Raw genomic sequence first — 19,086 nt, forward strand, 5'->3', positions numbered from 1 at the left:
AGACGCCGCCATGTTCCGCTCGCTCGTCCTGCTCGCCGCAGCCGTCCTCACCGCCAGCGCCTGCTCCCCGCTGCACGCCCGCCCGCTGGTCGACGTCGCGGTGGTCGACCGCGACAACGGCGACTGGCTGCCGGCCTGGCCGCACCGCGGCCAGCAATGGATCGCCGGCACGCCCGGCCACCGCTATTCGGTGCGGCTGACCAACACCACCGGCGAACGCGTGCTGGTGGTGCTGTCGGTCGACGGCGTCAACGCCGTCAGCGGCCAGACCGCGCATCCCTCCCAGGCCGGCTACGTGCTCGACCCCTGGCAATCGACCGAGATCAACGGCTGGCGCAAGTCGCTCGACGACGTCGCCCAGTTCGTGTTCACCGACCTGCCCGACAGCTACGCCGCGCGCACCGGCCGCCCCGACAACGTCGGCGTGATCGGCGTGGCCGTGTTCGAGGAGTCGCGCCCGGTCTACCGCGAGCCGCGCTATCCCTATCCGGCGCCGGCGCCCTATCCGCCGTACGCGCGCGACCAGGCGGCCAAGGCCGAGCGCCGCGCCGCCGGCAACGCCGCGCCGTCGGCGGCCAGCGAGGCGGCCGCCGACACCGCCGCGCAATCGATCGGCACCGGCCATGGCGCACGCGAATGGTCGCCGGTCGGGCAGACCGAGTTCGTGCGCGCCAGCCGCTCGCCGGCGCAGGTGTTCGAGTTGCGCTACGACGACTACCGCAGCCTGGTCGCGCGCGGCGTGGTGCCGCGCTACCGCGCGCCCTACCGCGAACCGCAGCCGCGCGCCTTCCCCAACGGCTTCGTCGCCGACCCGCCGCCGCGCGGTTGGTGAGGCCCTCGCCGATGGGAGCCGGCGACGGCAAAAGCGAAGGGCCGGACGGAGCCGGCCCTTCGTTCCTCGTCGTAGCGAACGGCATCGGCGATGCCGTCGCGGCGCCACAGCGCGGTCAGTTCAAGGTCTTGCCGAAGTCGCGCACTTCCTTCTCGGCGCGCTCGCGCTCCCAACCGTAGCGTTCCTGCAGCTTGCCGGCCAGGTATTCGGAGTTGCCTTCGGCGATGTCGAATACGTCGTCGGTGAGGTCGCCCCACTTGGCCTGGGCCTTGCCCTTGAGCTGGGTCCACTTGCCGGCAATGATGTCTTTGTTCATCGTTCCACTCCTTCGTTGGGGGATGGATCTGCTTAGCAGCTGGATCTCGGCGCGGTGCGACCGCGCTGCGGCGCGCATCGGGCTTGCCGATATCGCGAAGACAGTGTCGCGGCGCATCCGTTCGCGAACGATCACGATTGCGTTAGCCGGCGCTTGATGTCGGTGAACCGCTTGAACGCTTCAGCCGGCATTCGTGCGCCGGTTCGCATTCAGCAGGAGAGCGGGGGTGAGTCCGCGCCGCGCGCGACGACCGGTGGACGACGAAGCTGCGCATGGGCGCTCGCGCACGACAAAAAAAGGCCGGATCGCTCCGGCCTTTTCGTGTGACGCTGTCGGCGGCTTATTTGCCGTCGCCCGCCTTCTCGGCGGTCTCTTCGACCTTCTCGCCGGCCTTCTGCACGTCCTTGCCGGCGCCGGCGATGGTGTTGCACGCGGACAGGGTGCCGATCGAGAACAGGGCCAGCAGCAACAGGGCAGTCAAACGCTTCATGGGATCTCCTTGACGGTCTGATGGGAACGGCCGATGCGAATACGGCGTCTGCCGCGAGGTTCGTCGGTGGCCGGTGCCGGTCGCGCACTCGTCGCGTCCTGAAGATCATGAAACGCGAGCGAATGTGAAGCCGGCGTGCAATCCGGACCGCCGTCACCGCCGATCAAGGCCTTGCCGCAGACCGTACCCGGGCCGCCGTCAGCCGCGATTCATCGCCGCGGCTGTGGTCGCCGTCCTCAGTCGCGCATCAGGGTCGACTTGCCGAACAGGCTCTCGACCAGGTCGACCGCGAGCTTGGCGGTGCGGTTGCGCTTGTCCAGGATCGGATTGAGTTCGACGATGTCCAGCGAGGCCAGCCGGCCGCTGTCGGCGATCATCTCCATCACCAGCTGCGCTTCGCGATAGTTCGGCCCGCCCGGCACCGTGGTGCCCACGCCCGGAGCGATGCTCGGGTCGAGGAAGTCGACGTCGAAGCTGACGTGCAGATGGGTGTTCTCGTCCACGCCTTCCAGCGCTTCCTCCATCACCCGGCGCATGCCGATCTCGTCGATGTAGCGCATGTCGTACACGTCCAGGCCGTGCTGCTGGATCAGCTGCTTCTCGCCCGGATCGACCGAACGGATGCCGATCTGGCGGATCTCGTCGGCGCGCATCGCCGGCGCCGATCCGCCCAGATGGGTCAGCGGTTCCGGGCCCAGGCCGCACAGGCACGACACCGGCATGCCGTGGATGTTGCCCGAGGGCGTGACCTGACTGGTGTTGAAATCGGCGTGCGCGTCCAGCCACAGCACGCGCAGTTGCTTGCCGGTATCGCGGCAATGGCGCGCCACCGCGGTGATCGAGCCCAGGCCCAGGCAGTGGTCGCCGCCGAGCAGGATCGGCATGCGCCCGCCCTTCAGCTCGGCGCCGACCGCGTCCATCACCAGGCGGTTCCAGGCCACCACTTCGGGCAGGTGGCGATAGCCCTCGACCGGCTTCTGCCATGGATTGCGCGGACCGTCGAGATTGCCGCGATCGACCACGTCGACGCCGCGCGCGCTCAAGGCCTCGCCCAGGCCGGCGATGCGCAGGGCTTCGGGCCCGAGCCGCGCGCCGCGATGGCCGGCGCCGACGTCGGTGGGCGCGCCGATAAGCGAGACCGGGGGGTAGGTACGACTCATGCTGATTCCTCAGGCGGCGCGCAGCGAGGGCGCCGCCTATCGAAGGTGAACGCAGACGATGCCCGCGGCATCGCGCGATCGCCGCAACAGGGCCGCGCGTTGCGCTGCGGCCGCCGACGATGCGGGCATTCTAGCGCAGGGGTGGGGTTGGGCTGGGCTGGGGTGAGCGGCGGGTGTGGATACGGCTAGGCGATGTGCGGATGGTCTACGACGATGCGGGTGCGTAGTGGTCTGGCGGGCCGCGGGTGTGGCGCTGCGCTTGCATACCGCGTCTATCGAATCGCACGAAGTGAAAAGCGCCGGGAGCGATCGCGGCCTTCGGATGATCGGCCGGGCGGTTGTTTTGTTCTCGGGGTCACGTGACCGGGCGGTTGCGCGGAAGCGGTCGTCGCGCTTGAGAATCGAGGGTAGATGTAGGGACTGTCGAAAAAGCACCGGCTGGTTCGCGGCCTTCGGATGGTTGGCCGGGCGGTTGGTTTGTTCTCGGGGTCACGTGGTGCCGCTTGTCCGAATCGAACGGACGACCGCTCGCTTACAAGGCGAGTGCTCTACCAACTGAGCTAAAGCGGCAGGTTGTGACGAGGCCGGAACGGCGACGGACGCGCGAGCGGCGGTCCGAGGCGGCGCCATTCTACTGCCTATCGCGTCGCCGCGGCGCGAGGCCGGAGCGCCGGTCCGTACGCCGCCGGCGAATGCGGCCTGTGCCGCTCAGCCCATCGCCGAACAGGACAGACTGCGCCAGCGCTGCGCGCCGGCGGCGCGGCGCAGCGCGTCGCCGTCGGCGGCGGTCGCGGCGACGTCGATCCAGGTCGCCGCCGAGGTTTCGCCCAGCGCCTGCACCTGCGCCGGGAAGCCGGCCTGGCTCAGCGAGGCGGCGCGTTTGCGCGCCGAGTCTTCGTTGCGGAAGCGGCCGAGGGCGATGCCGTTGGCGTCGGCGCCCTCGCCCATCACGAACAGATCGTCGAAGCCGGCGGCGCGGATGCGCTGCGCGGTCGCCTGCGCGGCGTCGCGGCTGGCTGCCGGCGGCAGGTATACGCGCCAGCCGCGCGCCGCCGTCGCGGCGCCCTGGCTGCGCGTGACCAGCTTCTGCGCCAGCGGCTGCAGTTTGGTCCGCGCGGCGTCGGCGGCCGCGGCGTCGGCGAATGGGCCCAGGCTGTAGCACTGCGCCGGGGCCTGCGCCGCCAGCGCGGCCTCGACCGGCTTGGCGGCTTCGCTCGCGGCCGCGGCCGGCGCGGCAGCCGGTTCCGCCACGGGCGGCGCTGCCGCAGGGTCGCGCGGCGCGGTCGGCGCGGCGACGCCGCTATCGATCGGCGTGGCCGCAGCGGCTTGCGCCGGCGTCGGTGCGGGTGACGCCGCGCCCGTATCGGCGCGTTCGTCGACCAAGCGCAAACGGGCCACGCCCAGCGGCAGCGCGGCCTCGGCCGTTGCGGTCGGGGCAGGACGCGCGATCCACCAGGCGGCGACGCCGATGTTGAGCGCGATCAACAGAACGATGAGAGCACGAACGAGCATGCGCGGATTCTAGCCTCAGCGCCTAGGTCGGCGTCTCGATGCCGGCCCAGATCGCAAGTCCCTCCAGCACCAGGGCCGGCTCCAGGGTCGCCTCCGGCAGCCAGGGCGCCAGCGCGTCGCCGCCGCCGCCGTGCAGCAGCAGCCGCGGCCGCTGCCCCAGGCGCGCGCCGGCGCGCTCCAGGCTGCGTTCGATCAGCGCCAGCGCCGCGCCGTTGGCGCCGGACGCCAGCGCGTCTTCGGTATCGGCGGCGAAGTCGAGCGTCTCGCCGCCGTCCTCGGGCAGTTGCGGCGCGCGCGCGTGCAGCGCTTCGCGCATCAGGGTCGGCGACGGCGCGATCAGGCCGCCGTGGTGCCGGCCCTGCTCGTCGAGCAGGTCGATGGTCAGCGCCGTGCCCACGCCGCAGATCAGCGCCGGGCCGCGCCGCTGCGCATGCGCGCCGAGCAGGGCCAGGAAACGGTCGACGCCGAACTTGCGCGGGTCGGCGTAGGCGATGCGCACCCGGCCATAGCCGTCGCGGGCGAAGCTGGCCTGGGTGCGCGCCAGCGAGATCCGCCGGCAGCGCGCGGCCAGCGCCTGCAGCACCGCCATGCGCAAGGCCGGATGGGCGACGCTGGCCAGGTAGGCGGTATCGATGCGCTGCTCCGGCAAGGCCTCGCCCAGCGCCGCGGCGACGTCGTCCTCGCGATGCGGCAAGGCGCAAATCGGGCCCGGACCACCGTCCGCGCCCAGCGGCGCGCACTTCAACCGGGTGTTGCCGAGGTCGAACAGCCAGGCCGTCATCGCCCCGGCTCCGCGCGGCGCACGCTGACTTCGCCGGCATGGAAGCGGCGCTCCTCGCCGTCGCCCAGGCGCACCCGCAGCGCGCCGTCGTCGGCCAGGCCGAGGGCGACGCCGTCGTGGCGCGCGTCGGCGCCGTGCACGCTCACCGGCTGGCCGGCCAGCGCGTCGAACAGCGCGTAGCGATCCAGGAACGGCTCCAGCCCGGCGCGGTCGAATTCGTCCAGCGCCGGCAGCAGGCGCGCCAGCACCGCCGCGGCCAGCGCATCGCGCGACAGCGCGCGGTCGCCGGCGAGCCCGGCCAGATCGCACCAGGGTTGGTCGATCGCCGCCGCGGCGTCGGCCGGCATGCGCACGTTGAGGCCGAGGCCGATCACCGCGCGCGCCGGTCCGGCGTATTCGCCGCCGCCTTCGATCAGCAGGCCGCCGAGCTTGCGCAGCCCGGCACCGCCGAGCACCACCAGGTCGTTCGGCCATTTCAGCCGCACCGCGGCATAACCCAGCCCTTGCAGGGCTTCGACCGCGGCGATACCGGCGACCAGGCTCAGCCCGCCCAACCGCGCCAGCCCGCCGCCGAAGGTGCGCGCCAGCGACAGGTACAGGTGCGCCGCCAAGGGCGAGGCCCAGACCCGGCCGCGGCGGCCGCGGCCGCCGGTCTGGCGTTCGGCCAGCAGCACCAGCGCGCCCTCGGCCGGGGTCGGCCGGCGCAGCAGTTCGGTATTGGTCGAGTCCAGGCTCCAGGCCACCTCCAGCTCGGCCAGTCGCGCGCGCGCGGCGCCCGGCAAGGCGGCGCGGATGGCCTCGGCGTCGAGCAGATCCAGCGGCTGCGCCAGCGCGTAGCCGCGCCCGGGCTTGGCCTCGATCGCGACCCCGGCCTCGCGCAGGGCTTCGATCCGCTTCCACACCGCGGCGCGGGTCTGCCCGGCCGCGCTGGCCAGCGCGTCGCCGGTCGCCGGACCCTGGATCAGGCGTTGCAACAAAGCACGGTCGTCCATCAGCCGCGCCGCCAGCGATGCAACAGCCGCGCCCGGGCGAACCGCGATTCGGTGCCGGCGCGCAGCCGGGCCAGGTTGCCGCGATGAGTGAAGGCGATCAGCAGCGCCGCAGCGACGGCGAAGCACCAGCGCGGCGCGCCGGCGTCGCCGAGCCAGGCCAAGAGCGGCAGGCAGGCCGCGGCCAGCACCGTGGCCAGGCCGACGTAGCCGCTGAGCACGACGGTCGCCCCCCACGCCAGCAGCAGCCACGGCACGGCGAACGGCCACAGCACCAGCAACGCGCCGACCACGGTCGCCGCGCCCTTGCCGCCGCGGAAACCGTGCCAGAGCGGCCAGATATGGCCGAGCACCGCGGCGAAACCGGCCAGGTAACCGTGCGCGGTCACCGACAGCGCGCCGCCGACCGGGGCGTAGCGCAACGCCAGCCAGGCCGCCAGCGCGCCCTTGCCGATGTCGATCGCGACCACCCCCAGGGCGAAGCGCCAGCCCTGGGTGCGGAAGGCGTTGGTGCCGCCGGCGTTGCCGCTGCCCTGTTGGCGGATGTCCACGCCGCGCCGCCGGCCCAGGACCAGGCTGCCGGACACCGAGCCGATCGCGTAGGCGGCCAGCAGCAAGGCCAGCGTCGCCGGGGCGAGGTCGGACAGGACGGGAATCGGGGCGGTGGGCAGCATGCGCGGATTATGCGCGAGCCGGCCGCGATCCGAGCCCGGTTCGGGCCCGGCGCGGGCCGGCCCGCGCCGAACCGCCGCGCGCGGTCACACGTCGGCGGCCGGCGCCGGCTGCAACGAAACCAGCAAGGCGCCGCGGCCGGCGTGCGCGCCCAGCGCGGGCCCGGTTTCGACCAGCCAGGCCTCGCTCAGCGCCAGCCGGCGGCGCAGTTCGGCCAGCAGGCGCTCGCCGTCGGCCCGCGCGTCGCAATGGCCGACGATCGCCCGCCAGCGCTCGCCGGCAGGCAGTTGCCGGACGACGTAGCGGGCCAGCGCCTGGGCCGCGCCGGCGCGCGCGAACAGGCCGGTGCGCACGCCCAGACGGCCGTCCGCGCGCATCGCCGCGACCGGGGTCAGGCCGGTCCAGCGCACCAGCGCGCCGGCCCAGGCCGGGATGCGGCCGCCGCGCACCGCGTGGCGGATGTCGCGCGCCATCGCCCAGGTTCGAGTCGCCGGACGCAGGCGCTCGAGCTCGCTCACGATCGCCGCCGTGTCCCAGCCGGCCTCGGCCAGTTCCGCCGCGCGCCAGGCCAGCAGGGCCTGGCCGCCGGCGGCGTTGAGGCTGTCGAACACCCGCACCCGCTGCGGATCGGCGCGACTGGCCGCCTGTTCGCCGGCCTGCAGGGTGCCCGACACCGCCCGCGACAAGCCCACGTACAACACCTGGGCGCGATGGCCGAGCAGGAAGTCGAAACAGCGGCGGAAGTCGCCCGGCGGCGGCTGACTGGTGCGTGGCAGATCGGCGCTGACCGCCATCCGGCGGTAGAACTCGGCGGTGCTCAGCGCGGTCTTGTCCAGGTAGTCGCGGCCGTCGATCGACACCCGCACCGGCACCACCTGCAGCGCCAGGCGCTCGGCCAGTTCGTCCGGCAGGTCGGCGGCGCTGTCGGTGACCACCGCCACGCGCTGGCTGCGCTCGACGCTGCGCTGTTGCTGCAGCATGTCGTCGGCCTTCATCGCCTCGACCCCGCCGTGGCCGGCGCAGGCGTCGAACAGGCGTTGCGGCGCGCCGACATGGGCATGCACGCGCAGTCGCTCGCCGCCGCCGGCCAGCACCACCGAATCGGCGCCCAGCGCCTCCAATTGGGCGACCAGGACGGCGCGGTCCATGGCCTCGCCGATCAGCAGACATTCGCAGCACCAACGCCGCTGCGGATCGACCGCCTCGTGCACCGCCGGTACCGCCGCGGCATGCCCGGCGCAGGCGTCGTTGGCGGCGCCGCCGGCGCCGCGCATGCGCAACGCACGCGGGCCGCCGTCGACGAATTCGGCGATGCCCTCGAGCAGGTCGACGAAGCCGCGCGCACCGGCGTCGACCACCCCGGCCCGCTGCAGCAACGCCAGTTGCTGCGGCGTCCTGGCCAGGGCGACGCGGGCCCGCTCCAGCGCCGCGGCGAAACCGGCGCGCGGATCGCCGTCGCTGGCCTGGGCCGCCTCGTCGAGCGCATCGGCGAAGGCGTTGATGACGCTGAGGATGGTGCCTTCGACCGGATGGGCGAGCGCCGCGCGCGCCTGCTCGGCGCCGTGCCGGACCGCGCCGGCCAGGGCGGCGGCGTCGAGTTCGGGCTGGGCGCGGGCGTACTCCGCGACCCCGTACAGGAACTGGGCTAGGATCGCGCCGGAGTTGCCGCGCGCGCCGTCGACCGCGTCGTCGCCGACGCGCTGCAGCAGTTCGCCGATATGCCGGCTGCGCCGGCTCAGCGCCCCGTTCAGCAGGCTGCCGAGGGTGTGGGCGAGGTTGTTGCCGGTGTCGCCGTCGGCGACCGGGAACACGTTGATCCGGTTGAGCCGGTCGCGCCCGGCGATGACCCGGCGCGCACCGGCGATCAGGGCCCGGCGCAGGGCCGGTGCGGTCAGCGGCGGGCGGGCGGTGGGCATGGCGCGAGTCTCGCCCAAACCCGCGCCGGCGCTTGCTGCGGCGCAGCACGCGCGCCGTCGGTCGCCCACCGCCGAAGGGCCGCCGACGCGGTCCTGGTTTCGCGCTATAGTCGGCAATCTCCCGAGGCCGGACGCCGGCCGGGACGACCTCCAAGGGATTCCGCCATGTTACGGATCTGCCTGTGCCTGCTGTTCGCCTTCGCCAGCGCGACCCTGGCCGTTGCGGAGGTCGGTGCGCGCGAGGTCAACAAGCTCAGCCCCAACGACGCCTGCTCCAGCAACGCCAGCGCGCAGCGCAAGGACGCCGCGGCGCGCCCGAGCTCGCGCAACGCCGCGCCGGCCACCGCGCGCGACACCAAGGCCAAGCCCAGCGTGCACAGCGACTCGGAGAGCAACAACCGCCTGCAGTCGCCGCGCTGGCACAATTTCCTGCCGGGCATGTTCCGCTGATTCGCTGACGGTTCGCGCTTGTTCGAGTTCCTGCGCCGGTTGCGGCGCCCGCCCCGCCCCATCGACGACGCCCTGTGGCGCGACACGGTCGCGGCCTTGCCATGGGCGCAGGCGCTGGATCCGGCCCGGCAACAGCGCCTGGGCGAACTCGCCGCGCGCTTCCTGCACGAGAAAACCATCAGCCCGATCGGCGAATTGAGCCTGGACGAGTCGCAACGCGCCCGGCTCGCCGCGCTGTGCTGCCTGCCCCTGCTCGAGTTCGGCGAGGAAGGCCTTCGCGGCTGGTCGCAGCTGATCGTCTATCCCGATGCGTTCCGGGTGAACCGCAGTCACACCGACGCCGCCGGCGTGCTGCACGAGTGGCAGGACGAGTTGATCGGCGAGGCCTGGGAACAGGGGCCGCTGATCCTGTCCTGGGCCGACGTCGCCGCCGACTGCGAGGATCCGCGCGCCGGCTACTGCGTCGCCGCGCACGAGATGGCGCATAAGCTCGACGTGCTCGACGGCCTGCTCGACGGCACTCCGCCGCTGCCGCGCGCCTGGCAGCGACAGTGGGCGCGCGATTTCCAGCGCGCCTACGACGCTTTCGTGCAAGAGGTCGACGCCGGCCGCGAAACCGCGATCGACGCCTACGCGGCCGAAGCCCCGGAAGAATTCTTCGCCGTCGCCACCGAATACCATTTCAGCGACCCACAGCTGCTGCGCGCGGAAATGCCCGAAGTCGCCGCGCACCTGGAGCGCTTGTACGGCCCCTCGCCGTTCGCCTGAGCCGCTGCTGCACAACCGCGCGGCTCAAGGCCTGCGTCGCGACGCGCCCTCTCCGTGTAGGAGCGGCGCGAGCCGCGACCGCGCAGCGATGGTCTCGCCTCGCCCGCCTCAGATTGGAGCACACGATACGAACGCCGGGTTCGGCGCGAGGCCGAAACATCGCGGTCGCGGCTAACGCCGCTCCTACAGGAAGCCGCGCGGTCGCGGCCGGCGCCTACAACCCCGGCGGCAGCTTCACTTCGAAACGCGTGCCGCCCAGTTCCTGCGACGGGGTCACGTCGAGGGTGCCGCGGTAGCCGCGCACCAGGTCCTGCACGATCGCCAGGCCGATGCCGTGGCCGTGCACGCGTTCGTCGCCGCGCACTCCGCGCTGCAGGATCATCGCCACCTTTTCCGGCGGGATGCCCGGGCCGTCGTCGTCGACCGCGATCAGCAGGCCGGGACGGCGGTTGGCCGCGATCTCGCCGGCCTGCACGGTCAGCAACACCCGCGAACGCGCCCACTTGAAGGCGTTCTCGAGCAGGTTGCCGAGCAGTTCCTGCAGGTCGCCCGGCTCGCCGTGGAACTGCACCCCGTCGGCGAGTTCGAACTCGCACAGGATGCCCTTGTTCGAATAGACCTTCTCCAGCCCGCGCACGATCTCCTCGGCATGCGGCTCGATCGCGATCGGCGCGGCGAACAGCGCGTGGCCGCCGGAAGCGGCGCGGGCGAGTTGGTAGGAGACCAGGTCGTTCATGCGCCGCAACTGCACGTCCAGGTCTTCGCGCAGGTCGTCGTCGATCGTGCCGCCGCCGTTGCGGTCGTCCAGGCGCGCGCGCAGCACCGCCAGCGGCGTCTTCAGGCTGTGGGCCAGGTCGGCCAGGGTGTTGCGCTGGCGATCGAGGTTCTCGCGCTCGCTCTCGATGAAGGCGTTGATGCTTTCGGTCAGCGGCTCCAGCTCGCGCGGGTGGCGCTCGCTCATCCGCGAGGCCAGACCGCGCTGGACCCGCTTGAGCTCCTCGATCACCCGCCGCAACGGGCGCAGGCTCCACTGCATGATCAGCGCCTGCAACAGCAGCAGAATCACCCCGGCGCCGCCGAGGTAGTTCCACAAGGCCTTGCGGAACACCGCGACCTGGGCGCGCAGCGCGCTGGTGTCTTCGAGGATGTAGATCGTGTACTGGAACTCCGACTTGCTGTCGCCGTCGACGCTCCAGATCAGGCCGCGGCCGTAGCGGTAGGCCTCGCCGGAGCGGCCGCTGATCTCGTTGATCGGCAGCGGGCCTTCGAAGGTCTCCTGGGCCGGCTTGAGCATGCCGCCGTCGGGCAGCACCGGGCCCTGCGCCGACATCGAGTCCCAATGCCCGTTGGGCAGGATGACTTCGGCATACAGGCCGCTGCCCGGCCGGTCGAAACGCGGATCGGGCGGGTCGTAGGGCGGAATGATCTCGCCGCTGCGGCCGAAATCGGTATCGGCCGCATACGCCAGCGCGTAGCTGGTCAGGCGCTGGCGCAGGTTGCTTTCGGCGGTCTCGAGGAAGGCCCGGTCGAGCGCGTAGCCGGCCAGGGCCAGGAAGGCGAGCAGGCCCAGGCTGGCGGCGAGCAATTGGCGGGCGCGCAACGAGCGCGGCTGGCCCCAGCTCATCGGGCCGCACGGGCCGGCGGGCCCGCCTCGGTTGGGGACGCGGGCCGCATGGGTCGGGTTGCGCTCCTGGATCCAGTTCTTAGTGCGAGGGTTTTCGGTGCGAGGCGGAGCACCGCCCCGCCCGCTTCAATCGCGGCAGGGCAACCTGCTATCGGTGGGGCGCCGCGCAGCTAGCGCCACACTGCGCGCCTTGCCTTGGTCCCCGCTGCGGGGCCGTATCGCTGGGTCCCCGCCGCGCGATCGTAACGCTAAATCCCGGCTGCGCGGCGGTACCGCTTAATCCCCGCTGCGCGATCGTGCTGTTTAGTCCCCGCTTCGCGGCCGTACCGCTTAATCCCCGCTTCGCGGGATGGCGAAACGATAGCCGCGGCCGCGCACGGTCTCGATCGGCTTCAAGGCGCCGTCCGGGTCGAGCTTCTTGCGCAGGCGGCCGATGAAGACTTCCAGCACGTTGGAGTCGCGGTCGAAGTCCTGCTGGTAGATGTGCTCGGTCAGGTCGGCCTTCGAGACCAGCTCGCCGGCGTGCATCATCAGGTACTCCAGCACCTTGTACTCGTAGCTGGTCAGGTCGACGTTGCCGCCGTTGACGCTGACCGTCTGCGCCGCCAGGTCGAGCATGACCGGGCCGCATTCCAGGGTCGGCTTGCTCCAGCCCGCGGCGCGGCGGACCAGGGCGTTGAGCCGGGCCAGCAGTTCCTCGACGTGGAAGGGCTTGACCAGGTAGTCGTCGGCGCCCTGCTTGAGGCCCTCGACCTTGTCCTGCCAGCTCGAACGGGCGGTCAGGATCAGCACCGGGAATTTCTTGCCCTCGTCGCGCAGGGCCTTGATCAGCTCCATGCCCGACATCTTCGGCAGGCCCAGATCGATGATCCCCAGGTCGAACGGCACCTCACGGCCCATGTACAGGCCTTCCTCGCCGTCCTGCGCCGCGTCGACCGCGAAGCCCTCGCGCTTGAGGCGCGCGGCCAGGGTCTCGCGCAAAGGCGCTTCGTCTTCGACCAGCAGAATTCGCATGGGCACTCCCTAGATGTTTGCGGGCCCCGACAGGATCGTGAGGACCGTCGAAGCGAAGGTTAGTCGTTATCGCTGTCTTCACGGCGTGTAGGACGGTCGTTCTCCCGTCCGCCGCGCTGCTGCGGGTCGTCCATGTAGACCCGGACCCGGCCGCTGGAGTCGACGACCTTGATCCGGTTGACGTCCCGCCCGTCGAAGGGGACGCGCTCGGCGCTGAGCACCTGCCCGCCGCCGCTCTCGCGCTCGTAGCGGCGAACCGAGTCCGACAGGGAGCGATGATCGTCGCGCCGGTCGTGCCCGCGGCCCTGCCGCCCGTCGTCGTCGTGCTGGGCCGCAGCCTGGCCGGCCGCCGCCAGCGAGGCGACGAGCAGCAACGAGGACAGGACTCGGGCGGACCGGATGCTCATGACGTTCGACGAAGACCCCAGCGCAACAATAATGGACGAACTAACGACGTGTCGGCATTTTCGAAACGCAGCGGTGAATCCGATCTGAACTTTTCCGCGCCGCCGTGGCCGGTGTTCAGCCCGAGCCGACGGGCGTCACAGGCCGCGCCGCAAACGGCGCGCGGGTGAGAATCATTCCCGGCCCATCCTGGTCCGGAATCCGGCTGAAAACCGGGCAAAAACCCTAGAAAATCTCGCCGACGCAGCAGCGCAGCGAGCCGCCGCCGGCCTCGATCGCGTCCAGTTCGACCGTGGCCACGGCGAACCCGGCCGCGGCCAGGGCCGCGCGGCTGTCCGGGCTCAGCGCGCACCCGGCGGCGGCGCTCATCCAGACCCGATAGGACGACAGCGCGATCGCATTGGCTGCGAACGCACCCTGCTCGGCTGCCGACAATACGATTCCGTGCGGCGCATAGAAAGCCGCGATCGCCGCCGCCACCGCCGGGTCGGCGAAACCGGCCGGGGCGATCAGGGCCGCCCGCCCGGCCAGCACCGCCAGGACCACGTTGGCGTGGTACTCGCCCGGCGCCAGCTCGAACAGCAGGCTGGCGCGCAGGCCCAAGGCCTGGTGGATCAGCCGCGCGCCGGCCTCGTCGCAGCGCTCGGACAGACCGATGTAGCCCAGCCCACGGGCGCGGTCGATCACCGCCGAGCCGGTCAGCTCGCAGGGATGCGGCTGCAGCGACAGGTCGACCTCGGCATAGCCCAGCACCTGGCCGAAGAAGTCGCGGATGTCGGCGCGCGCGGCCTCGCGCTGGCGCACCGGGTGGCGCATGCGCCCGACCACGTAGCGCGCCGGCGGCGTCGGGCCGGCCGGTGGCGAAGACGTTGTTCGGGAACAGCGCGTCCGGGGTGTCCGGATCGCCGGCAAAGCACACCGTCGGCAGGACCTGCGCCAGCGACCGGTGCAGTTCGCGGTGCTGGGCGCTGGCGCGGCCGGGGTCGAAGCCGTCCGCGGCGGCCATGTAGCGGTTGTCGCCGGCCGACTGCTCGGCGCGGGCGAAGCCGTCCGGCGCGACCAGGAACGCGGCGCGCGCCACCGCCGGGCCGAAATCGGCGGCCAGGCCGCGGGCATGGGCGAAGAAGGCCTGCGGGTCACGGCTGATCATGACCGTCTCAGGCCGCGTCGCGCGCGGCGAAGGACTCGGTCACGTCCAGGGCGCGCTCGATCAGCGACCAGTCCGCGCCGGGCTTGTGCGCGCCTTCGCTGAGCACCTGGCGGAAGGCGCGGCCGCCGCGCTCGCCGTGGAACAGGCCGAGCATGTGCCGGGTCATGTGCTTGAGGAACACCCCGCGCTCCAGCTGCGCCTCGACATAGGGCCGCAGCGAGCGCAGCAGTTCGGCGCGGCTGCGCAACTCGCCGCCCCACCAGGCCACGTCCAGCCGGTGCAACAGGTAGGGGTCGTGATAAGCGGCGCGGCCGAGCATGGCGCCGTCGGCATGCGCCAGATGGGCGGTGGCCTCGTCCTGGCCGGCGATGCCGCCGTTGACGATCACCTGCAACTGCGGCCGCTCGCGCTTGAGCCGGTAGGCCCAGTCGTAGCGCAACGGCGGCACTTCGCGGTTCTCCTTCGGCGACAAGCCCTGCAGCCAGGCGTTGCGGGCATGGACCACGAACAGCCCGCAGCCGGCCTGCGCGACCTGGTCGACGAAGGCCTGGAACACCTCGTAGCGGTGATCGTCGTCGACCCCGAGCCGGCACTTGACCGTGACCGGCACGTCGCAGGCACCGATCATCGCCGCCACCGACTCGGCCACCACGCCCGGCTCGCGCATCAGGCAGGCGCCGAAACGCCCGGCCTGGACCCGGTCGGAGGGACAGCCGCAGTTGAGGTTGATTTCGTCGAAACCGAGCTCGGCGCCGATTTGCGCCGCCTGCGCCAGCAAGGCCGGCTCGCTGCCGCCCAGCTGCAAGGCCACCGGATGCTCGACCGGATCCATCGCCAGCAGCCGCGCGCGGTCGCCGTGGATCACCGCATTGGCGTGCACCATCTCGGTGTACAGCCGCGCATGCGGGGCCAGGGTGCGGTGGAACACCCGGCAGTGGGTGTCGGTCCAGTCCATCATCGGGGCCACCGACAATCTAAGCGCCCGAGCATCAATATATTTTTCTTTTAACTCAGGCACTTACAAAAACCCTCGTATTCTGTCCAATCCCTAAAAAGCCGGCTGAATCCGCCCCCCGATGTACCATTAGTGCCCCAACGACAGGGGTGGTACACCGGGTGGCAACACTGCAACCACGCGGCACCAAGTGGCCGGCCATTGTCCGCCGAAAGGGCTTCAAAGCCCAAACAAGGACGTTCCCGACAAAGACCGCCGCTCGGGAATGGGCCGAGCGCACCGAGCGCGAACTAGGCGTGCAAGAGGCACGCGAGAACTGACGCCCGCATATTTCCCTACAACTCTAAGTCTATTGGCACCGCATTCAGAAGAAACTGCGTTGCTCTTGGAATCAAGAACCCAACATTCCACGACTTGCGACACGAGGCCACGCCTCGCCTGTTTGAACAGGGTTACAGTATCGAGCAAGTAGCAGCGGTCACGCTGCATAGAAGCTGGGAAGAACTGAAACGCCACACCCAGCTCAGACCGGAAACGTTGCATCGCGACGAACTCGCCGAGCAGCGACGCCGTAAAGCCGCCTAGGGGAACCCGGAAATGGACGCAGCCGAGTGGAAGCGATGGATTGATGACCTGATCGCGACTGGCGCCGCCGAAACTAGCACTCTCGATTTCAAGGCGAAGCCTCCCAACCTGAAAGAACCAGAAGCCAGAAAAGAATTCCTACAAGACATTGCGGCCTTTGCGAATGCGAGAGGCGGCAGAATTGTCTATGGGATAAAGGAAGCCAAGGGGATCGCATCGCAGGAAGTCGCGTTTCAAGAGAACCCAGACACGATAGCCCAACAGATGCTGGCGGCTGTGGCCTCGATCGAACCTCGAATAACCGGAGCTCAGTTCATCCCGATTCAACGACAGTCGGGATACATGCTCATAGCCGAGATACCGCAGCAGTTCACAGGTCCATTTCTCGCCACGATGGGCAACGAACAGTGGTTTAAAATTCGCAACGGCTTAACCAGGGCCAACATGACACATGAGCAAATTCGTAGCGCTTTCGGTGCCAGAGCTCAGACGATTGCAAATCTACGATCTTGGCGGCGTGCACGTCTGGACGAGTTAAACAGGCACATAGCTGGCGGCCGGATGGCTAAGGTTCCCTGGGGCGTGCTGCATGTGATGCCGATTGCCGCCTTTGCCAGTCCTACAGCACTCGACTTGACCAACACTTACCCGACTTACTCCCGATACCCGGACTCTAGATATAACTTGGACGGAAGATTGTTCCAGCTTGGAAACGATACTCGGGCGCGTCGAATGCAGGTCTTTAGAAACGGAGTCGTAGAGACTTCGTGGCCGGCCGCTTCTAAGTTCGAAGGAACGCGAGAGGGAACGATCTTGTCTAAGAGGGCCGCGCAAGAAACGTGGACCGGACTACGCAATGCTGCCGCGACACTCAAACATTGGGGCTTGGGAGGACCAGTTGCAGTATCGCTGGCGCTATTGAATGCGAGCAACACGGAACTGCACTACGAAATTGATCATCCGACCAAGAGCCATCACGCGTTTGTAGACGACGAGGCGGTTTTTTCCGAGGAGTTTGTCGATAGCTCCGACGCTCTGGAAAACGGGACCGGAACAGTGGCGAAACCGCTAATGGACACACTCTGGCAGGTCTACGGTCTGGATGAGTGCACCTACATCGCGGCAGATGGAACCTGGAAACTATCCCTCGAACACTCAACGATGGCATAGGACTAACGCGGCACTCGGCCGGCACGGAGCCAATCTCGCTCAAGCTGACTCAAAGTCCGAAGGCGCCAGCCTTGCAGGACACCGTTCGCGAGACCACGCAGTTCAACTACGAACAGACGCAGAAGCAGGCTCAGGAGCTGGCGCAGCTGCAGCAACAGCAGAACCAGGAGCAAACGGACAAGGCTCTCAAAATTTCGTTGATGTGACCGATTTAGCCGAACCCAACCGATCAGACGCGATCATGAAAAGGAGGCACGAGCTAGCATAGGAGGTACGGCAGCACGAGAAGCAAGCGGAACAATGCGGTCGCAACCACTAGCGGCCGCTCGATTACATGATCGATTCGGGCACGCATTGCCCTTCACAAGGAGCAGGTGAAATGTGGCGAACTTTGCTATTCGCAGCGGTAATTGGCGGACTCTGTATGTCCAACCCGGCACAAGCCGAGCTTAACGGCACGACGCCAGAAGCGAGGCGCCAATACGCCCAGAAACTCCAGCAAGATCGCCTACAAGCGTTAACGCGGCGCGGCCGTCTGGACGTCTATCAGCAGCTGATTGGAGCCAACAGCAGGGTAAGTGCAGCCCTCCCGGCCAACGCCGAGGCCGCTTCGCGAGATGCCGCGATCGATCTGGCGGCACTTGGCATCACCGCCGCAGATGTGAAGTCCTATCGCGACCTCAACAAGGATCTATTCGATATCGCCTACCGGTTCTTCGTCGGGAGCAGCACCACACCGGCCGAACAGATGCTGCTGGCCGATACGGTGGTTATCGCTACGGCCGGAAAGACCCAAGCAAGCAGGGCGCGCACCGATGGGTTTCTAGCTGAGATTCCTTTCACCGTTGTAAGGTCGCTCAAGGGCAATCGTGCTGCGGGCGACGTGATATTGGTGCCGCGTCACTCTGGACCCACGGGGCCAGAAACCGAGCAGATCGACTTTTCTGAGGCAAAGTTTGCTCCAGGAAAGAAATATCTGCTGGTGCTTTCCAAAAACTGGTACGAACAGTATGTCGCGCTGAAGAACAAGCAAGCCGAACCCCACTTCACAGCTTTGCCCTATCTCGCTTACGAAGTGTCACCCGCTGGCACGCTGCTGCCCGGCCCTCAACCTGCCCGATCCGGCGTCGCGCCCAAAGACCTCAAGTCGATTGAAGCCGAACTGAGGCGATATCAGGAGAAGCACCGGACTGGAGGTGCACTGTGAGGGTCGTAACTCTCCAGTTGATGGCGGCGGCAATTGCCTTGACATGTGCAAGCACAGCAAGTGCCACGCCCCCTGTGATCTTCGGGAAATACGGAGTTCGGTCGGTCACTATCGGATTTCACACCTCTATCCCGACTGACTGCGCGAGCGCCAGCATCTTCGCGGCAAACGAATGGAATGCGGCAGGGGCCGACTTTGATCTAAAGACCACTACAACCTCCCATGCTCGTTTCGAAGATCAGCCCCTGACGTTCGATTACCAGAATGTTACGGTTCAAGATGGCGCGCCGCCCAACCCCAATGCAATCATGACCGCCCGAGTCAAGCGCAACACGACAACGGGCATCATTGAGAATGCCGACATAATTGTTGACCAGCGGCGCATCAATCAAACCGGCCCCCAGCCGGTCGACAAACTCAACTGCGCCGGGCTCAATCCGACTCCCGTTAACGAGGTTGACTTCCATTCCGCCGTCCTCCACGAGCTTGGCCACGTGGTCGGCCTGGAAGATGTTTTGGACGAACCATCCTGCGCCCTCTACTACAGCTTGCCATCCGGGGTTAGGCGTCGCGCCCTGTGTGCAAGTGAGAAGCAAGCCCACATAGCCAACTATGGAAAGAGATTCCAAATAGTGTCGATCCCGAATGTGACTGGCCCACAAGGCGTCAACATTCCGGCACAGATCCACTACGAAGGCACGCCGACGTTTCCCGTCCAAAGGAATACAAAGATCATCCAGTGCGCGAGCGGATGGACTTGCAGTGATTACAACGGCACGTATTCCTCAGCCACCCCATCCCCGCTAAACTTCAACTTCAGGTGTGGGAACTCCTCATCGTTGCCGACCGCCACGTTTCTGTGGCGCACGACACTGACCGATGCCAAGGGCGTCGTGACCAACGCGGTCGAACATACGAGCACATGCACCAGCACGACAGGAGCTAGAGGCACGAACGCCACACCGAAGGCGGTCAACCGGGTCATCATCACCAATTAGGTCGTGCATCTAGCACTACGGTGGGGCGCCCGATGGCGCCCCGTTCTTTGCGTCACATTCGGTGAGAACTAGCTCGCGAGTTCATAGGGCGT

21 protein-coding genes and 1 tRNA gene are annotated in these 19,086 nt (G+C 68.8%); 8 read left to right on the forward strand and 14 right to left on the reverse strand.

The genetic code is table 11. The annotated features are described in order from the left end of the window. Positions 1–10: 10 nt before the first annotated feature. On the forward strand, positions 11–832 hold the full coding sequence (locus K4L06_RS02655; protein ID WP_221669921.1) for a hypothetical protein: 822 nt from the start codon (positions 11–13) through the stop codon (positions 830–832). Positions 833–947: 115 nt separating this feature from the next. On the opposite strand, the gene K4L06_RS02660 is transcribed toward K4L06_RS02655, so the two are convergent. The 9 genes from K4L06_RS02660 to K4L06_RS02700 form a co-directional block, all read right to left on the reverse strand. Beyond that, positions 948–1,148, reverse strand: a complete 201-nt coding sequence (locus K4L06_RS02660) for a CsbD family protein (RefSeq protein WP_221669922.1) — start codon at positions 1,146–1,148, stop codon at positions 948–950. Between the two features lie 340 nt (positions 1,149–1,488). Beyond that, positions 1,489–1,638: an entericidin A/B family lipoprotein gene (locus K4L06_RS02665; RefSeq protein WP_221669923.1), complete on the reverse strand. Its 150-nt coding sequence runs from the start codon at positions 1,636–1,638 to the stop codon at positions 1,489–1,491. 236 nt (positions 1,639–1,874) lie between these two features. Next, positions 1,875–2,798 (reverse strand): arginase, encoded by a 924-nt coding sequence (rocF, locus tag K4L06_RS02670; protein WP_221669924.1) that lies wholly within the window; start codon positions 2,796–2,798, stop codon positions 1,875–1,877. A gap of 494 nt (positions 2,799–3,292) precedes the next feature. Then, a tRNA-Thr gene (locus K4L06_RS02675) sits at positions 3,293–3,368 on the reverse strand. A gap of 138 nt (positions 3,369–3,506) precedes the next feature. Beyond that, positions 3,507–4,310, reverse strand: coding sequence for an SPOR domain-containing protein (locus K4L06_RS02680; RefSeq protein ID WP_221669925.1), 804 nt, complete (start codon positions 4,308–4,310; stop codon positions 3,507–3,509). Positions 4,311–4,332: 22 nt separating this feature from the next. Continuing rightward, a complete protein-coding gene (locus tag K4L06_RS02685; RefSeq protein WP_221669926.1) occupies positions 4,333–5,091 on the reverse strand; it encodes a type III pantothenate kinase in 759 nt (252 codons plus the stop codon). After that, on the reverse strand, positions 5,088–6,083 hold the full coding sequence (gene birA / locus K4L06_RS02690; protein ID WP_221669927.1) for a bifunctional biotin--[acetyl-CoA-carboxylase] ligase/biotin operon repressor BirA: 996 nt from the start codon (positions 6,081–6,083) through the stop codon (positions 5,088–5,090). The genes K4L06_RS02685 and birA overlap by 4 nt, the downstream gene beginning before the upstream one ends. After that, positions 6,083–6,754, reverse strand: coding sequence for a glycerol-3-phosphate acyltransferase (locus tag K4L06_RS02695; RefSeq protein ID WP_221669928.1), 672 nt, complete (start codon positions 6,752–6,754; stop codon positions 6,083–6,085). Before K4L06_RS02695 ends, birA begins: the two co-directional genes overlap by 1 nt. An 84-nt stretch (positions 6,755–6,838) precedes the next feature. After that, positions 6,839–8,668: a DegV family protein gene (locus K4L06_RS02700; protein ID WP_221669929.1), complete on the reverse strand. Its 1,830-nt coding sequence runs from the start codon at positions 8,666–8,668 to the stop codon at positions 6,839–6,841. A 165-nt stretch (positions 8,669–8,833) separates the two neighbouring features. On the opposite strand from K4L06_RS02700, the gene K4L06_RS02705 reads away from it, so the two are divergent. Beyond that, on the forward strand, positions 8,834–9,118 hold the full coding sequence (locus K4L06_RS02705) for a hypothetical protein (protein ID WP_221669930.1): 285 nt from the start codon (positions 8,834–8,836) through the stop codon (positions 9,116–9,118). 60 nt (positions 9,119–9,178) lie between these two features. Next, a complete protein-coding gene (locus K4L06_RS02710; RefSeq protein ID WP_343225808.1) occupies positions 9,179–9,886 on the forward strand; it encodes a M90 family metallopeptidase in 708 nt (235 codons plus the stop codon). Positions 9,887–10,100: 214 nt separating this feature from the next. On the opposite strand, the gene K4L06_RS02715 is transcribed toward K4L06_RS02710, so the two are convergent. From K4L06_RS02715 to dusA, 5 genes are all read right to left on the reverse strand, one after another. Further along, complete coding sequence (locus K4L06_RS02715) at positions 10,101–11,510, reverse strand: ATP-binding protein (RefSeq protein ID WP_221669931.1); 1,410 nt, start codon at positions 11,508–11,510, stop codon at positions 10,101–10,103. 330 nt (positions 11,511–11,840) lie between these two features. Continuing rightward, complete coding sequence (locus K4L06_RS02720; RefSeq protein WP_031372686.1) at positions 11,841–12,524, reverse strand: response regulator transcription factor; 684 nt, start codon at positions 12,522–12,524, stop codon at positions 11,841–11,843. Positions 12,525–12,583: 59 nt separating this feature from the next. Then, positions 12,584–12,931 carry a hypothetical protein gene (locus K4L06_RS22475; protein WP_255594954.1) on the reverse strand — a complete coding sequence of 116 codons (348 nt, stop codon included), beginning with the start codon at positions 12,929–12,931 and terminating at the stop codon, positions 12,584–12,586. 223 nt (positions 12,932–13,154) lie between these two features. After that, complete coding sequence (locus tag K4L06_RS22480) at positions 13,155–13,745, reverse strand: arginine deiminase-related protein (protein WP_255594955.1); 591 nt, start codon at positions 13,743–13,745, stop codon at positions 13,155–13,157. Positions 13,746–14,086: 341 nt separating this feature from the next. After that, complete coding sequence (dusA, locus tag K4L06_RS02735; RefSeq protein WP_343225719.1) at positions 14,087–15,097, reverse strand: tRNA dihydrouridine(20/20a) synthase DusA; 1,011 nt, start codon at positions 15,095–15,097, stop codon at positions 14,087–14,089. Between the two features lie 264 nt (positions 15,098–15,361). Here dusA and K4L06_RS02740 point away from each other — a divergent pair, with 264 nt between their 5' ends. From K4L06_RS02740 to K4L06_RS02755, 5 genes are all read left to right on the forward strand, one after another. Next, positions 15,362–15,619 (forward strand): tyrosine-type recombinase/integrase, encoded by a 258-nt coding sequence (locus K4L06_RS02740; RefSeq protein WP_221673499.1) that lies wholly within the window; start codon positions 15,362–15,364, stop codon positions 15,617–15,619. Between the two features lie 12 nt (positions 15,620–15,631). Further along, positions 15,632–16,789 (forward strand): ATP-binding protein, encoded by a 1,158-nt coding sequence (locus K4L06_RS02745; RefSeq protein WP_221669933.1) that lies wholly within the window; start codon positions 15,632–15,634, stop codon positions 16,787–16,789. 71 nt (positions 16,790–16,860) lie between these two features. Further along, on the forward strand, positions 16,861–16,995 hold the full coding sequence (locus K4L06_RS22485) for a hypothetical protein (protein WP_255594956.1): 135 nt from the start codon (positions 16,861–16,863) through the stop codon (positions 16,993–16,995). Positions 16,996–17,168: 173 nt separating this feature from the next. After that, on the forward strand, positions 17,169–17,996 hold the full coding sequence (locus K4L06_RS02750) for a hypothetical protein (protein ID WP_221669934.1): 828 nt from the start codon (positions 17,169–17,171) through the stop codon (positions 17,994–17,996). Then, positions 17,993–18,994, forward strand: coding sequence for a hypothetical protein (locus K4L06_RS02755; protein WP_221669935.1), 1,002 nt, complete (start codon positions 17,993–17,995; stop codon positions 18,992–18,994). The genes K4L06_RS02750 and K4L06_RS02755 overlap by 4 nt, the downstream gene beginning before the upstream one ends. The last annotated feature ends 92 nt before the right edge of the window (positions 18,995–19,086 follow it).

This window comes from Lysobacter sp. BMK333-48F3, from assembly GCF_019733395.1.
Taxonomy (GTDB): domain Bacteria; phylum Pseudomonadota; class Gammaproteobacteria; order Xanthomonadales; family Xanthomonadaceae; genus Lysobacter.

Excerpts from the sequence above, each read along its gene's own strand:
- K4L06_RS02745 (WP_221669933.1), top strand. The coding sequence starts at position 15,632 with ATGGACGCAGCCGAGTGGAAGCGATGGATTGATGACCTGATCGCGACT.
- K4L06_RS02685 (WP_221669926.1), bottom strand. The coding sequence starts at position 5,091 with ATGACGGCCTGGCTGTTCGACCTCGGCAACACCCGGTTGAAGTGCGCG.
- K4L06_RS02680 (WP_221669925.1), bottom strand. The coding sequence starts at position 4,310 with ATGCTCGTTCGTGCTCTCATCGTTCTGTTGATCGCGCTCAACATCGGC.
- K4L06_RS02695 (WP_221669928.1), bottom strand. The coding sequence starts at position 6,754 with ATGCTGCCCACCGCCCCGATTCCCGTCCTGTCCGACCTCGCCCCGGCG.
- birA (WP_221669927.1), bottom strand. The coding sequence starts at position 6,083 with ATGGACGACCGTGCTTTGTTGCAACGCCTGATCCAGGGTCCGGCGACC.
- K4L06_RS02705 (WP_221669930.1), top strand. The coding sequence starts at position 8,834 with ATGTTACGGATCTGCCTGTGCCTGCTGTTCGCCTTCGCCAGCGCGACC.
- K4L06_RS02660 (WP_221669922.1), bottom strand. The coding sequence starts at position 1,148 with ATGAACAAAGACATCATTGCCGGCAAGTGGACCCAGCTCAAGGGCAAG.
- K4L06_RS22480 (WP_255594955.1), bottom strand. The coding sequence starts at position 13,745 with ATGCGCCACCCGGTGCGCCAGCGCGAGGCCGCGCGCGCCGACATCCGC.
- rocF (WP_221669924.1), bottom strand. The coding sequence starts at position 2,798 with ATGAGTCGTACCTACCCCCCGGTCTCGCTTATCGGCGCGCCCACCGAC.
- K4L06_RS02715 (WP_221669931.1), bottom strand. The coding sequence starts at position 11,510 with ATGAGCTGGGGCCAGCCGCGCTCGTTGCGCGCCCGCCAATTGCTCGCC.
- K4L06_RS02655 (WP_221669921.1), top strand. The coding sequence starts at position 11 with ATGTTCCGCTCGCTCGTCCTGCTCGCCGCAGCCGTCCTCACCGCCAGC.
- K4L06_RS22475 (WP_255594954.1), bottom strand. The coding sequence starts at position 12,931 with ATGAGCATCCGGTCCGCCCGAGTCCTGTCCTCGTTGCTGCTCGTCGCC.
- K4L06_RS02665 (WP_221669923.1), bottom strand. The coding sequence starts at position 1,638 with ATGAAGCGTTTGACTGCCCTGTTGCTGCTGGCCCTGTTCTCGATCGGC.
- K4L06_RS02750 (WP_221669934.1), top strand. The coding sequence starts at position 17,169 with ATGTGGCGAACTTTGCTATTCGCAGCGGTAATTGGCGGACTCTGTATG.
- K4L06_RS02700 (WP_221669929.1), bottom strand. The coding sequence starts at position 8,668 with ATGCCCACCGCCCGCCCGCCGCTGACCGCACCGGCCCTGCGCCGGGCC.
- K4L06_RS02720 (WP_031372686.1), bottom strand. The coding sequence starts at position 12,524 with ATGCGAATTCTGCTGGTCGAAGACGAAGCGCCTTTGCGCGAGACCCTG.